Below are 13261 nucleotides of genomic sequence, written 5' to 3'. Positions count from 1 at the left end.
TGCAGAAATAACTATCAATAAGTTGAACGTTTTGCTTGGATATTCCCAAAGGAGTAGAGGCAGATAAAAATAGGATAAGACCAGATAAAGTCGCAAAAACACTTAATCAGAACACCATAAAGTTCAAGACTTAGACTTTAAGGCTTATACATCAAGTTAAAAAATTAACCGATAAGAAAAAAAATTCTCAATTTATTGATATTTAAAAAAGATTAGTCTTAGTCGTTTTTGGCTTTATTTGTTTTGGTGCGAGAGTGCGATCAAGATGTACGAGGTCTCAATTTATCCAATATAACTATTAATCCAAAATTAAAAGGCATAAAAATGGCAGTTTTCAGCTGATCTTTTTGCACAAGCCTTATCATTATTGGCTTCATTTGGGGTAATCTCCTCCATTGTCTAGACTGGAGACATAACTTTGGTCTCAGGATTTTGCTTTATAAATCATCTTATTTATTACTTGATTGTTTCCAAAAGGCTTTGTATAAAGAATTCAGTAGCTTTTACTAAAGCATATTGTTCTTATGCGTTTGATCAGTCATAATTTGCATAAGCAATATTCAATTCAATGCAAATCTATTGAATTTGCTATAAATCAAAATACAAATCCATCCCAATTTATGTTTTCTCATTCCTTTCGGATGGACAAATAGGATAGTTTTTTAAAATGACTCAGCAAGCACAGACCATTCAAGGTTCCATAGTCGCAATCGTCACCCCTATGTTTGAAGATGGCAGCGTAGATTGGAAGGGTCTCGAGAAGCTGGTTGAATGGCACATTGCAGAGGGCACCAACAGTATTGTCGCCGTTGGAACAACAGGCGAAGCCTCTACTCTCAGTATGAGTGAACACACCCAGGTGATCAAAGAAATCATTCGTGTGGCCAACAAACGTATTCCTATTATTGCCGGCACAGGTGCAAACTCGACCCGTGAAGCGATCGAACTGACCCGCGAAGCCAAAGAGCTGGGGGCAGATGCCGCTTTACTGGTAACGCCATATTACAATAAACCGACTCAGGAAGGCTTATACCAACATTATAAAGCGATTGCTGAAGCTGTTGATCTTCCTCAAATTCTTTATAATGTTCCAGGCCGTACCGGTGTAGATATGGCCAATGAAACCGTGATTCGTCTGGCGGATATTCCACAAATTATCGGTATTAAAGATGCGACTGGCGATGTACCGCGCGGTGCTGAACTGCTGCAAGGCCTTGTCGGTAAAGATATGATTGTTTATTCGGGTGATGATGCAACTGCGTATCAACTGATCGGTCATGGCGCCAAAGGTAATATCTCGGTCACGGCGAACGTGGCTCCGAAAGCCATGAGCGAAGTGTGTGCAGCTGCGATTGCCGGTGATGCAGCCACAGCTGAACAGCTAAATGCTCAGGTTGCAAATTTACACAATATTTTATTTTGCGAATCGAACCCAATTCCTGTGAAATGGGCACTCCATGACATGGGCTTAATTGGTACGGGTATTCGCCTTCCATTAACACCACTTGCAGAACAATATCGCGCTCCGCTTCATGAAGCACTGGTCGAAGCGGGCGTTATCAAATAAAAGAGCACAAGATTATGCAATTACGTTTAGGACTTAGCCTTACACTTTCAGTATTCAGTTTGGCAGGTTGTAGTTCAATGGCCTTTAATAACGGCACTTTAGACTATAAAGAGACTACTACCCTGGAAGCTTTACAATATCCTGAAGGCGCCATGGTTCGTCCTGCAACGCCATTGTATCCTGCTCCAACAGTTGATCCGCTTGCAATTGAACATGCACCGAAGCTTGAAAACCAGCGTGGCAACCGTTTTGCCTTGCCACGCCCACAAGCCCAGACTGAAAACTCAAATACAGCTGATCTAACCGAAACCAATACGGTGGGTCGACCACAGTTGGTCACTGACGGAAATCTTAATCCGCTGCTTAAAATTGAGGGAAATTCTGCTACAATTTGGCAATATACACTTGCCACCCTCAGCAGTCTGAATCATAGCATCGTTGCGCAGAGCAAAAATCGTTATGAAGTCACGATTAAGGTTGATCAGCAGATCTATGTATTAAGATTATCTTCTGTCGGTTCAAGTAATAACCTCGCTGTGTTCAATGCCGATAACAGTTTTGCCGACCGTGAAAAAGCTGCAGAACTGCTCAACCAGATTTACCAAAATTGGCCAGCCTAGACATTTCTAGGCATTTTTTTTGTAAAAGGTTCCCTCATGTTAAAACAAACCTTGCTCTATACTGGTAAAGCGAAATCTGTCTACACCACAGACAGTTCAGACCATCTGATTTTAGTCTTTCGCGATGATGCCTCAGCATTCAATGGCGAAAAAATTGAGCAACTAGATCGTAAAGGCAAGGTGAACAACCGTTTTAACGCCTTCATTATGGAAAAACTGGCAGAAGCGGGAATTGAGACCCACTTTGAAAAGCTATTGACTCCAAATGAAGTGCTGGTAAAAAAACTGGATATGATCCCGGTTGAATGTGTGATCCGTAACTATGCAGCAGGTTCTTTATGCCGCCGCCTGGGTGTGGAAGAAGGCAAGGAACTGACTCCTCCAACATTTGAATTGTTCTTTAAAGATGATGCGCTTGGTGATCCAATGGTCAATGAGTCACAAGCCATTGCTTTAGGTTGGGCAACTGCTGAACAATTGGCGAAAATGAAAGAATTGACTTACCAAGTGAACGACGTGCTTAAAGCATTGTTTGACGCAGGGAATATGATTCTGGTCGATTTTAAACTTGAATTCGGCGTGTTCCACGACCGTATCGTACTGGGTGATGAATTCTCTCCAGACGGTTGCCGTCTATGGGACAAAGACACCAAGAAAAAACTGGATAAAGACCGTTTCCGTCAAGGTTTAGGCGGCGTGGTTGAAGCCTATGAAGAAGTGGCTGACCGTTTAGGTATCGACCTGGACAACATCTAATCTGTAAATGCGCAGATTCGAAAAAACCGAGCTTTTTAGCTCGGTTTTTTATTTTCGGCTTTTAATCGGAAAAATAAATTTTTATTATTAAAATGATCGTTTTTACATCAAAAACCACATGCATTAATATTATCTCATACTAGGCAAATCAGTGAGTCGATGCACTTCACTCCATATTTGCCGACCAGATTTCTCCTCTACCCTCTAGGATGTTATCTCCCTCAAAAAACATCCTACTTTCAGCCCAATTCACCTTGAATTGGGCTTTTTTTATTCTGTTCAATCGGTTGAGATACTCAGTTTATTGCTGCTGTTGTTGCTGTTGCCAACGGCGTTGCTGTAAACGCTCCCCTTCAACTTCACGTTTATTACGTGCTGATTCATACAGTTTGGTATCTTTCAGTTCTGGCGGCATATATTCCTGTAGCACAAAATGCTCAGGATAATTATGCGGATACAGATAATCCACGCCATAGCCCTGCTCTTTCATCAGCTTGGTTGGCGCATTTCTTAAATGCAAAGGCACTGGCAAATTTGAAGTTTTATCTGCGAGTTCCATCGCCTTGTTAATCGCCAGATAGGTACTGTTACTTTTAGCACTGGTCGCCAGATAAACTGCACATTGCCCCAAAATAATCCGGCATTCTGGCATTCCCACGGCCTGCACCGAACGGAAACATTCCCCTGCCAACAGCAAAGCATTCGGATTCGAGTTGCCGATATCTTCGGATGCGGCAATCAACATGCGCCGTGCAATAAACACCGGATCTTCGCCGCCTTTGAGCATGCGTGCCATCCAGTACAAGGCTGCATCCGGATCACTGCCGCGAATCGACTTGATGAAGGCCGACACCAGATCATAGTGCTGCTCACCGGACTTGTCATAACGGGCGATATTCTGCTGTGCGACTTTCACCACTACCGCATTAGTGATGATATTTTCCATATCTGCTTCAAAGGTACTGGCAATCAGATCCAGTAAATTTAGCGCCTTGCGGGCATCTCCTGCCGCGAACTGGATCAGGGCATCAAATTCTTCAATCAGGATATGTCTTTCCTGCAAGAAAGAGTCATTTTGTAAGGCTTGCATCAACAAGGTCTGAATCGATTCAGCACTCAATACATTCAGGCTATACACCTGACAACGTGATAATAAGGCACTATTCACTTCAAAAGACGGGTTTTCGGTGGTGGCGCCAATTAAGGTAATTTTCCCTTTCTCGACCGCATTTAACAGCGCGTCCTGCTGGGATTTATTAAAACGGTGAATTTCATCAATAAATACCACTGGCGTCAGCAAATCACCACCTTCGGCAATGATTTCACGCAGTTCTTTCACGCCGGTATTCAGGGCAGACAGGCTGATAAAAGGCCGGTCTACCGCTTGAGCCAGCAGTAAGGCAATGGTAGTTTTTCCGACTCCGGGAGGTCCCCAGAAAATGATCGAAGGCAGATGCCCCTGATCAATCATCTGACGTAAGGGCGCATGTTCTCCCAGCAAATGTTCCTGCCCGATAATCTGTGTAAGGTCGCGTGGCCGTAAGCGTTCTGGAAGCGGGATATGACTATCTGACATATTATTATTGGCTCAAACTAAATTCTGATCTCATTCTAACACCAGCAGTTTTGATTCCAAGAATACAAACATCAAGCATAAAAAATTAATTTATGGAGATATCCTCTATTTTTTTAATTCTGAATGAATTAATCTCTATAAAAGCGAATAATTTGAACATGATTAATTGTGAATTAATTACAGTGTAATTTTCATATTGTTTATTCTAATTAAAAGAAACTTATCTCGCCCCTTGGGCACTTTTGGGTTGTAGTGGTGAATGCATGAAGCATGATAAATTTGAACAGGGAGCTGTGAGTCGGTCTAAGCCACTGACGTCATCATCACTGATTGCACCCCACGTTCACTTGTCTGAATCGGTTTTGTTAAAAAATCTGATCGATGCCTTACCGCAACCCTTGTGGGTCAGCAACAAAAAACATCTGCAATATTTTAACGATGCCTTGACTGATTATCTTGGCGTGAACCTGAATGAACAGGGTCATCTGCAATGGCAGAGTTTTATTCATACCGAGGACTTGCAGCTATTTTTAGCGCAGTGGCATGCTGCGCTGGATCAGCATCAGAATTTTGAAACCCAGTGCCGGATTAAACGCAGTGATACCCATTATCGCATGTGTACCCTAGCCGTAAAATTTCATCATGAACCTGAACATTTGCTGCAATGGGCAGTTTCCCTGACCGATGTGCATGATTATTTTGAAATCCAGCAGCAACTTTCTCAGATTGTTTCAACCCAGGAAAACATGCTGGATGCCAGCGCAGACTGCATTAACATTATCAGCCCTGAAGGCGAGATTCGACATAGCAACCAGTCTGGCTGTCTGGCACAAGTAAGTGAGACCGCAGGACAAAATCAAGACCGTTCATTGTGCTGGTTAAATCGCTTAACCCCTGAAGCCCGAAAATCCGGGCAACGTGCTCTGAAACAGGCAGCCCAAGGCTTAAACAGCCGTTTCTCCAGCAAAGTTCAGATTAAAGATCAACCAATCCAATATTGGGATCATCTGCTCACCCCGATTCTGGATCAGCACAATATTACCCAAAATATTCTCTGTGTATCACGCAATATTAGTCAGCAAAAAATTGCAGAAACACGTTTAAAAGAAGTGATTAAACGGGATGAACTCACCGGCCTGTATAATCGCAGTACCTTCTATAAAACCTTTAAACAGGTACTGTTAAAGGCCAAACAACAACAGACCATAGCGGGTTTACTGCTGATCGATCTGGACTATTTCCGGCATATCAATGACACCTTGGGCCATATTGCTGGTGATCATCTGCTACATGTCTTAGGCAAACGCTTCCAGACCTGTTTCGGTCCGAATACCATCATCGCCCGTTTGGGTGGCGATGAATTTGCTGTGCTGGTGAAAAATCTGGAAAGTGAAGAACAGCTGCTGGCAACGGCGCAAATGGCCTATGCCCAGCTGGATCAGCCCATCAATTATGTCGGCAATAGCATCAGCAGTGCCATGAGTATTGGCTGTGCCATCTATCCACGTGATGCCTTAAATACTTCTAATTTGCTGAAATGTGCTGATATCGCCTTAAACGACCTGAAAAATAGTGGTCGTGGTGGCATCCGCATGTTCAATCAGGAAATGTGCGGTTCACTGGAAAATATGACCAAGCAGCTGACTCTGGCACGCAAAATTATTCTCGCCGATCAGATCATTCCCTATTACCAACCTAAAGTACGTCTTTCTGATGGTGCAGTGATTGGTTTCGAAGCACTATTACGCTGGCAAGATCAGAATCAGAACATTCAGTTACCTTCCGAAATTTTTGCTGCCTTTCAGGACTATGAGCTGGCCTCACGCATCAGTGAGACCATGCAACTGAAAGTCTTTGCAGATATGAGTCGCTGGCAGGCGCAAGGTCTGGATCTGTTACCGATTTCCATCAATGCTGCACCGGTCGAATTCCTGCGCGATGACTATGCCGAAAAACTGTTGGCACGCCTGTCCAACTTTGATATTCCCGCACATAAAGTTGAACTAGAAATTACCGAGCAGAGCCTATCCGAACATGGTGCTAATTATGTGGTTCGCGCCCTGAACCTGCTGAAACAGGCCGGAATCCAGATTTCACTAGATGACTTTGGCACTGGACATTCTTCGCTGACCCGCTTGCAAGACTATCCGGTCGATTGCATCAAGATTGACCGCAACTTTGTAGAACGCATGAACAGTGACCCGTCCGCCTTGGCCATTGTCAAAGCCATTACCCAGATTGGCTCTAGTATTGCACTGGATATTCTAGTGGAAGGGATCGAGAATACAGAACAGCTGGACACCCTGATCCATTGTGACTGTCAGATTGGACAGGGATTTTATTTCTATCGTCCGATGGCCGGTGCTTCGGCCCAGGCCCTACTCCATCCAGCAGATCAATAAACGAATCACTCAGGCAGATTTAACGCACCCAGCGTACGATATAGTCTTCGATGTCATCTTCATGAATATCGGCTTCACTCAGGCAGCGCCCTGCTGCCGACTTGCGTGCCTGAATCACACTTTCCCGTGAACCGCTAATCAGATAATGCCAAGATGGCAGGCTTTTACCCTGCTCTACCCGGCGATAGGCACAACTCGAAGGCAACCAGTGAATCGTTTCCAGCTTCTCTGGCGTGAGCTGAATACAATCAGGCACATACTGCAAGCGATCTGGATAATTGGAGCAACGTGCAGTGCTACAATCCAGCAGCTTACATGCCACTTTGGTATAGGCGACTTCCTGAGTATCTTCATCTTCCAGTTTAATCAGACAACACAACCCACAACCATCACACAAGGCCTCCCACTCGACTTGCGTCAGTTCAGCAAGTGAATAGTTTTTCCAGAATTCGGGACGTAAAGTATCGCTCATGATCGGGCCGGAATATTCAAAAATCAGCTGATTATAACAGCCAGAACCCTGCAGACCTACTGTCTCAAATTTTTATTGTTATCACGTAAACTATTGTTAAATCAGAGACAGTTCATCAACACAACACTAACAGTTGCTGGAATCGTTTATTTCTATACTAAATTTGAAAATAAAAACACATGGAGAATATATATGTTTCGCTGGGCTATTATTTTTGCTGTTATTGCATTAATTGCGAGTCTACTTGGTTTCGGTGGCGTCGCAGGCTTGTCTAAGGATTTTGCGATTATCTTGTTGGTAATTGCGGTGATTCTTGCGATCGTTGGTTTTCTTTCGCGCGGCAAGGTCTAGATTTACGCTAGACCTTTTCAAAGCAAGTGTTAGCTTTCAAAAAAAACAAGAGCCTTCTGGCTCTTGTTTTTTTATGGGTATTTTAATGATCTGTTTTGATCAAAAATACTTCTTTTAAGATGAACTTAAGGCTTTAAATGACGTGGTCTAAAACCTGCCACCAGCAAGGCTGCAACATACGCTACCACACCGATAACACATAAGATCAATACTTCTACCACACGCATCCATTGTGATACATCTGCGTTATACCAACTCAGGGCATAGGCCAGAGCTGCCATCATCATCACATTGGCAAACATGAATTGCAGGAAGATTTTTTTCCAGTGCGCCCCAAAACGGAAAATATCACGCTTATGCAGATAATAATAAAGCAGACCAGCATTGACCATCGCTGAACCTGTCGAGGCCAGCGCAAGGGCCATATGCTCCGCTTCCCAGTCAATCAGCTTGAACAAGCCGATAAAGATCACGTTCAGAATCGCATTGGCGGCCACAGCCATCAGACCGACACGCACCGGGGTTCTGGTATCCTGCTTTGCATAAAACCCGGGCGCAAAGACTTTAATCAACATAAAGGCAATCACACCACCGCTCATACATTGCAGCGCCAAAGCCGTCATCTGGGTATCTTCAAAGGTGAACTGGCCACGTTCAAACAGGGCCTGAATGATCGGGGTCGACAGCATAAACAGTGCAATACTGGCGGGTAGGCCTGCCATCACAATAACTTTGGCTGCCCAGTCCATCATGCCACGGAATTTTTCCGGATTTTGCTCAGTATGCCGTGCCGATAAGGACGGCAAAATCACGGTACCAATTGCAACACCGATCAGACCCAGCGGCAATTCGGTCATACGCTCGGCACTATACAGCCAGGATACCGAACCATCCTGCATGAATGAAGCCCAAATGGTATTTAACAATAGATTAATTTGCGTGACAGATACACCAAATAATGCCGGCAGCATCAACTTCATGATGCGATCTACGCCTTCATGCTTGAAATCAATTTTCGGTGGAATCAGCAGGTTTTTACGCCACAATTCAGGAATCTGGATCGCCAGCTGTAAAATACCGGCAATGATCACTGCCCAGCCCAGCGCCATAATCGGCTCGGCCATATACGGCGTAAGCCAGAGCGCCCCGGCAATCATCGCCACATTCAGCAAGACTGGTGCAAAAGCCGGGGTACTAAAAGAGCCATAACTGTTCAGAATACTGCTGGCAAAAGCCGTCAGTGACATGAACAACAAATAAGGAATGGTCAGGCGGAACATGTCGGTCGCCAGAGCGAATTTTTCAGGATCGCTATGAAAACCGGGCGCATAGATATACATGATCAATGGCGCAGCAATGATCGCGACCATGGTCAACGTGGTCATGACCGTGGCCAGACAGCCAAATACCCGGCTGATCAGGATCTGGACTTCAGTATGCGTGCGACTGGTCTTATATTCGGTCAGTACCGGAATAAACGCCTGTGAAAATGCGCCTTCGGCAAATAAACGCCTGAAAAAATTGGGGATACGAAATGCGACGACGAAAGTATCGAAGTCCTTACCAGCACCAAAGACATTCAGTAAAACAATATCTCGAACCAATCCCAGTACGCGTGACAACATGGTCATCGCACTGACAATGACGGTCGAACGCCAAAGCGCCATCCTATTCACCTAATGTATAAATTTGTGGCTATTGTAATGAAACTTTTATCAGAAGTTCATTGCTTAATTTCATCGCTCAAGCGAGCTTGAGGTGTTTTTATAATGCTGTAGCTGTGTACGAAAATCAGCCCAGTTAAAATATGGTCCCGGATCGGTCTTGCGGCCCGGTGCAATATCCGAATGTCCGGCAATATGCTGCTGAATTTTAGGATAATAATCTTGCAAACAGGCAGCCACTTTGACCAGGGCTTCATACTGTGCGGTTGCAAAAGGCAAATCGTCACTGCCTTCCAGCTCGATCCCGATCGAATAATCATTACATTCTTTTTTGCCCAAATAGGTCGAGCGGCCGGCATGCCAGGCACGGTCATTGAAATTAACAAATTGCAGTACTTCTCCCGTTCTTAAAATTAGCAGATGGGTCGACACCTGCATCCCTTCAATGGTTTGAAAATAGGGATGTACTGACCAATCCAGCTGGTTCTGAAAAAACTGTTCAATATAACCGCCGCCAAACTGGGAAGGTGGCAGGCTGATATTATGAATCACCAGCAATTGAATCTCGGTCTGTTCTGGCCGCTGATTAAAATTGGGAGACGGGATTTGACGTGCACCGATTAGTTGCCCGTCCTTGACCTGAAACTCAGCTGCCTGTTGCATAAAACCGTTCTCCCCAAAAATAAAATCTGCAAGATCAGCATTGCAGCCGGCTTCATGCTAAAACTTTCAAGGACAAATCTCAATTCATCCCGGCAAACTGGATGAAAAATCGCTCATCTTTTATGTAACGGTGCTAAGATAAGGCGCAATTTTCACGGCTTAAAAAAGATACGGAAATACTCATGCGCATATCTCAAGCTTTGCTAGACCAGTCCATTCAGATCAATATTCAACAGGCACTTTCTGAAGATATCGGTGACGGTGATATTACCGCCCTGCTGACTCCTGAAGATGAACAGGCCACTGCCACCATCATTAGCCGTGAAGACATGGTTTTAGCCGGCCAGCCTTGGGTAAATGCCTTGATTCAGGCCTATGATCCCAGTATTGAAGTGACCTGGCTGAAAAATGATGGTGATCACGTTCAAGCCAATCAAGCCTTTTTAAAACTGGCCGGATCTGCACGTAGCCTACTCACCGTGGAGCGCCCTGCGCTAAACTTTGTCCAGACGCTGTCTGCGGTTGCGACTAAAACCGCCCACTATGTCAAAGAGCTGCAAGGTTTAAACACCAAATTATTAGATACTCGTAAAACGCTTCCGGGTCTGCGTATCGCACAAAAATATGCCGTGGCCATTGGCGGTGGCCAGAATCACCGTTTGGGCCTGTTTGATGCCTTCTTGATTAAAGAAAATCATATTATGGCAGCGGGTGGCATTGCGCAGGCGATTGCCAAGGCCCATCAAATTGCACCGGGTAAGCCTGTCGAAGTTGAAGTCGAAACCTGGGATGAGCTGAATCAGGCACTCGAAGCCCATGCTGATATTGTGATGCTGGATAATTTCAGTCAGCAGCAGATGATCGACGCGGTGCAACATGTGGCCGGTCGCTGCAAACTGGAAGCCTCAGGTAATATCACCATTGATAATTTACGTGAAGTCGCGAGTACCGGAGTAGATTATATTTCCATGGGCGTGCTGACCAAAGATCTCAAAGCCATTGATCTGTCGATGCGTTTCAATGCTTAAGCCTAGATGGGATAGATGACCGTAGAGGGTGCGAAGCACCCTTTTTTTATTTTTAGAAATTTTTTTTGCGTATATTTTGCTCAATTTTCTATTTTAGACCTTAATCATCATCGTCATCCCGATTACCTCGGCGATCGCGGTCATCATCGTCACCATCACGGTCGTTATATCTTCCGTTATCCTCATCACGATCCTGATTTAACACTGAACGCTCGTCATCTTCACGATTATTGCCCCAGTCACAGGCAGTTAATCCAAACACGCCCAGCAATGAAATTGCACAAAGCCACTGTTTCATGTCGCATTCCTCATTGTGTTCTCATCTGATCCAATATCGATGCAAAACCGGTTCAGATATAGCCGATTCATGTCGACTTTTTGTCAGGAAGTTTTGTAATGTAGTTTTTGAATACAGGTGCAGAGTGAAATTTCAGGCATAAAAAAACGCATCCAGAGATGCGTTTATTAACATGGGATGGATTACCAGCCTAGAGCTTCTTGCTGTTTTTTCACCAGTTCCTGAATGCCTTTCTCGGCCATTTCCAGCATGGCATTCGATTGTGCACGGGTAAATGGTTTGTCTTCAGCAGTACCTTGAATTTCAATAAATTCACCAGCCTGAGTCATCACCACGTTCAAATCGGTTTGACAGTTTGAATCTTCTTCATAGCAAAGATCCAGTAATACTTCATCTTTAAAAATACCCACAGAAACTGCAGCCACCAAACCTTTTAATGGATCATGTTTGATTTTCTTTCTTTCCAGCAAGACGTTCATGGCATCGACCAAAGCCACCGCAGCACCCGTAATCGCTGCAGTACGGGTACCGCCATCAGCCTGAATCACGTCACAGTCGATAGTAATGGTATTTTCACCCAGCTTTTTCAGATCGACCATTGAGCGCAAGCTACGACCAATCAGACGCTGAATTTCCTGAGTACGGCCACTCTGTTTGCCACGTGCCGCTTCACGGTCACTACGGGTATGAGTTGAACGTGGCAACATGCCATATTCAGCCGTTACCCAGCCCTGGCCCTGACCTTTGAGGAAACGCGGTACAGAACTATCCACACTGGCAGTGCACAGTACTTTGGTATGACCAAATTCAACCAATACAGAGCCTTCCGCATAACGTGTATAGTTACGGGTAATTTTCACTTCACGTAATTGATCTAATGCTCGTTGGTCGATACGCATAATAAGTCCTGTATGGGTTCAAAATAATTGCGGCTCAGTATAGCAGAAGCCTTTGCCAAGATTAGGCAGCCGGGCGATTCATTTACAAAATCAATGCATCAGCTCGCTACGAGTTGTCGAAATTCTGCCGATCTGTGGCACTACGATTTAATTTAATTTTTGCTAGACTAAAACTCTCTATAAGGGAAGCCGGTGATAGGAAACCCATTTATGTCCTTACGTGAAGATCGCAAGCAGCAAAGTCATCAGGCGTTACTCGATGCGACACTGGCATTCAGCAGTCAGGGCCGCGCTTTCAGCACGATCAGCCTACGTGAAGTTGCGAATGCAGTCGGACTGGTGCCGACGGCATTCTATCGGCATTTTCAGGATATGAACCAGTTGGGTCTGGAATTGCTGGATCAGGTTGCGATTCATATCAAGGGCGTACTCAATCAGCTGGGACAGGCTTATTTGTATCAGCCGAATACCCGAACCCACACCGGGCTTGAGCTCTTCTTTCAGGCCGTCGAATATCATCCTGAACCCTGGATTTTTTTTGTGGCAGAACGTTGGGGCGGTTCGGACGTGTTACGTGTCGGCATTGAACGGGAAATTCATTTTCTGGCTGAAGATGTCATGCATGAACTGGCCAAGATGCAATCTACCCGACATATTCAGGCATCACAGGACTTGCAGGCTCTGGCACAGATGCTGATTGAACTGTCCCTGAACTGGGCCATGGGCTGGATTCATCTGCAGCATCAGGTTGATCCAGAGCTGCGCCGCGCTCAATCCAATGCCTTTAAAACCCAAAGCGTGCTACAGATGCAGCTCTTGCTACGTGGCATTTTGCACTGGTACCGGCGACCTGCCAAAACAGTTGAAACCGCAAGCCCTGTGCTCAATGAAGCGGTCATTCCCCCTGCCTAAATAAAAAAACCTGCATCATGATGCAGGTTTTTTTTACTGATCGTCAGTTCAGA

At 44.9% G+C, this 13261-nt stretch carries 13 protein-coding genes; 7 read left to right on the top strand and 6 right to left on the bottom strand.

Features of this window, described 5'->3' with window-relative positions; all coding sequences use genetic code 11:
* The first annotated feature begins 667 nt into the window (after positions 1–667).
* From dapA to purC, 3 genes are read left to right on the top strand one after another with little or no spacing between them, the layout of a single operon-like run.
* Entirely contained in the window at positions 668–1567 is a 900-nt protein-coding gene (dapA, locus tag Q9R24_RS07860) for a 4-hydroxy-tetrahydrodipicolinate synthase (protein ID WP_311203985.1), read from the top strand.
* 14 nt (positions 1568–1581) lie between these two features.
* On the top strand, positions 1582–2187 hold the full coding sequence (locus Q9R24_RS07855; protein ID WP_004281248.1) for a hypothetical protein: 606 nt from the start codon (positions 1582–1584) through the stop codon (positions 2185–2187).
* A 36-nt stretch (positions 2188–2223) separates the two neighbouring features.
* On the top strand, positions 2224–2943 hold the full coding sequence (purC, locus tag Q9R24_RS07850) for a phosphoribosylaminoimidazolesuccinocarboxamide synthase (protein ID WP_180087176.1): 720 nt from the start codon (positions 2224–2226) through the stop codon (positions 2941–2943).
* Positions 2944–3244: 301 nt separating this feature from the next.
* Here purC and Q9R24_RS07845 read toward each other — a convergent pair whose 3' ends face one another.
* On the bottom strand, positions 3245–4519 hold the full coding sequence (locus Q9R24_RS07845) for a replication-associated recombination protein A (protein WP_005094922.1): 1275 nt from the start codon (positions 4517–4519) through the stop codon (positions 3245–3247).
* A gap of 263 nt (positions 4520–4782) precedes the next feature.
* Between Q9R24_RS07845 and Q9R24_RS07840 the strand changes: the two genes are divergently transcribed.
* On the top strand, positions 4783–6921 hold the full coding sequence (locus Q9R24_RS07840; RefSeq protein ID WP_311203984.1) for an EAL domain-containing protein: 2139 nt from the start codon (positions 4783–4785) through the stop codon (positions 6919–6921).
* A gap of 19 nt (positions 6922–6940) precedes the next feature.
* Here the strand turns inward: Q9R24_RS07840 and Q9R24_RS07835 are convergent, their stop codons facing one another.
* On the bottom strand, positions 6941–7393 hold the full coding sequence (locus tag Q9R24_RS07835) for a YcgN family cysteine cluster protein (RefSeq protein WP_180087179.1): 453 nt from the start codon (positions 7391–7393) through the stop codon (positions 6941–6943).
* Between the two features lie 192 nt (positions 7394–7585).
* On the opposite strand from Q9R24_RS07835, the gene Q9R24_RS07830 reads away from it, so the two are divergent.
* A complete protein-coding gene (locus Q9R24_RS07830) occupies positions 7586–7744 on the top strand; it encodes a DUF1328 domain-containing protein (protein ID WP_004647174.1) in 159 nt (52 codons plus the stop codon).
* 125 nt (positions 7745–7869) lie between these two features.
* Here Q9R24_RS07830 and murJ read toward each other — a convergent pair whose 3' ends face one another.
* Both murJ and ampD read right to left on the bottom strand, forming a co-directional pair.
* Positions 7870–9420, bottom strand: coding sequence for a murein biosynthesis integral membrane protein MurJ (murJ, locus tag Q9R24_RS07825; protein WP_311203983.1), 1551 nt, complete (start codon positions 9418–9420; stop codon positions 7870–7872).
* Positions 9421–9480: 60 nt separating this feature from the next.
* A complete protein-coding gene (ampD, locus tag Q9R24_RS07820) occupies positions 9481–10071 on the bottom strand; it encodes a 1,6-anhydro-N-acetylmuramyl-L-alanine amidase AmpD (RefSeq protein ID WP_004281241.1) in 591 nt (196 codons plus the stop codon).
* Between the two features lie 182 nt (positions 10072–10253).
* Between ampD and nadC the strand changes: the two genes are divergently transcribed.
* Positions 10254–11099 carry a carboxylating nicotinate-nucleotide diphosphorylase gene (gene nadC / locus Q9R24_RS07815; RefSeq protein ID WP_005245612.1) on the top strand — a complete coding sequence of 282 codons (846 nt, stop codon included), beginning with the start codon at positions 10254–10256 and terminating at the stop codon, positions 11097–11099.
* 100 nt (positions 11100–11199) lie between these two features.
* Here nadC and Q9R24_RS07810 read toward each other — a convergent pair whose 3' ends face one another.
* Both Q9R24_RS07810 and rph read right to left on the bottom strand, forming a co-directional pair.
* A complete protein-coding gene (locus tag Q9R24_RS07810; RefSeq protein WP_004281239.1) occupies positions 11200–11397 on the bottom strand; it encodes a hypothetical protein in 198 nt (65 codons plus the stop codon).
* 182 nt (positions 11398–11579) lie between these two features.
* On the bottom strand, positions 11580–12296 hold the full coding sequence (gene rph / locus Q9R24_RS07805; protein ID WP_004281238.1) for a ribonuclease PH: 717 nt from the start codon (positions 12294–12296) through the stop codon (positions 11580–11582).
* A 210-nt stretch (positions 12297–12506) separates the two neighbouring features.
* Between rph and Q9R24_RS07800 the strand changes: the two genes are divergently transcribed.
* Positions 12507–13208 (top strand): TetR family transcriptional regulator, encoded by a 702-nt coding sequence (locus Q9R24_RS07800; protein ID WP_005245609.1) that lies wholly within the window; start codon positions 12507–12509, stop codon positions 13206–13208.
* Positions 13209–13261: the final 53 nt, after the last annotated feature.

This window comes from Acinetobacter sp. RRD8 (assembly GCF_031844225.1).
GTDB lineage: Bacteria > Pseudomonadota > Gammaproteobacteria > Pseudomonadales > Moraxellaceae > Acinetobacter.
This window is presented reverse-complemented; position numbering and strand designations above follow the sequence as displayed.

What these genes read in the sequence shown, in the direction of transcription:
- dapA (WP_311203985.1), top strand. Translation starts at nt 668, where the DNA reads ATGACTCAGCAAGCACAGACCATTCAAGGTTCCATAGTCGCAATCGTC.
- Q9R24_RS07810 (WP_004281239.1), bottom strand. Translation starts at nt 11,397, where the DNA reads ATGAAACAGTGGCTTTGTGCAATTTCATTGCTGGGCGTGTTTGGATTA.
- Q9R24_RS07845 (WP_005094922.1), bottom strand. Translation starts at nt 4,519, where the DNA reads ATGTCAGATAGTCATATCCCGCTTCCAGAACGCTTACGGCCACGCGAC.
- rph (WP_004281238.1), bottom strand. Translation starts at nt 12,296, where the DNA reads ATGCGTATCGACCAACGAGCATTAGATCAATTACGTGAAGTGAAAATT.
- ampD (WP_004281241.1), bottom strand. Translation starts at nt 10,071, where the DNA reads ATGCAACAGGCAGCTGAGTTTCAGGTCAAGGACGGGCAACTAATCGGT.
- purC (WP_180087176.1), top strand. Translation starts at nt 2,224, where the DNA reads ATGTTAAAACAAACCTTGCTCTATACTGGTAAAGCGAAATCTGTCTAC.
- nadC (WP_005245612.1), top strand. Translation starts at nt 10,254, where the DNA reads ATGCGCATATCTCAAGCTTTGCTAGACCAGTCCATTCAGATCAATATT.
- Q9R24_RS07800 (WP_005245609.1), top strand. Translation starts at nt 12,507, where the DNA reads ATGTCCTTACGTGAAGATCGCAAGCAGCAAAGTCATCAGGCGTTACTC.
- Q9R24_RS07835 (WP_180087179.1), bottom strand. Translation starts at nt 7,393, where the DNA reads ATGAGCGATACTTTACGTCCCGAATTCTGGAAAAACTATTCACTTGCT.
- Q9R24_RS07855 (WP_004281248.1), top strand. Translation starts at nt 1,582, where the DNA reads ATGCAATTACGTTTAGGACTTAGCCTTACACTTTCAGTATTCAGTTTG.
- Q9R24_RS07840 (WP_311203984.1), top strand. Translation starts at nt 4,783, where the DNA reads ATGAAGCATGATAAATTTGAACAGGGAGCTGTGAGTCGGTCTAAGCCA.
- Q9R24_RS07830 (WP_004647174.1), top strand. Translation starts at nt 7,586, where the DNA reads ATGTTTCGCTGGGCTATTATTTTTGCTGTTATTGCATTAATTGCGAGT.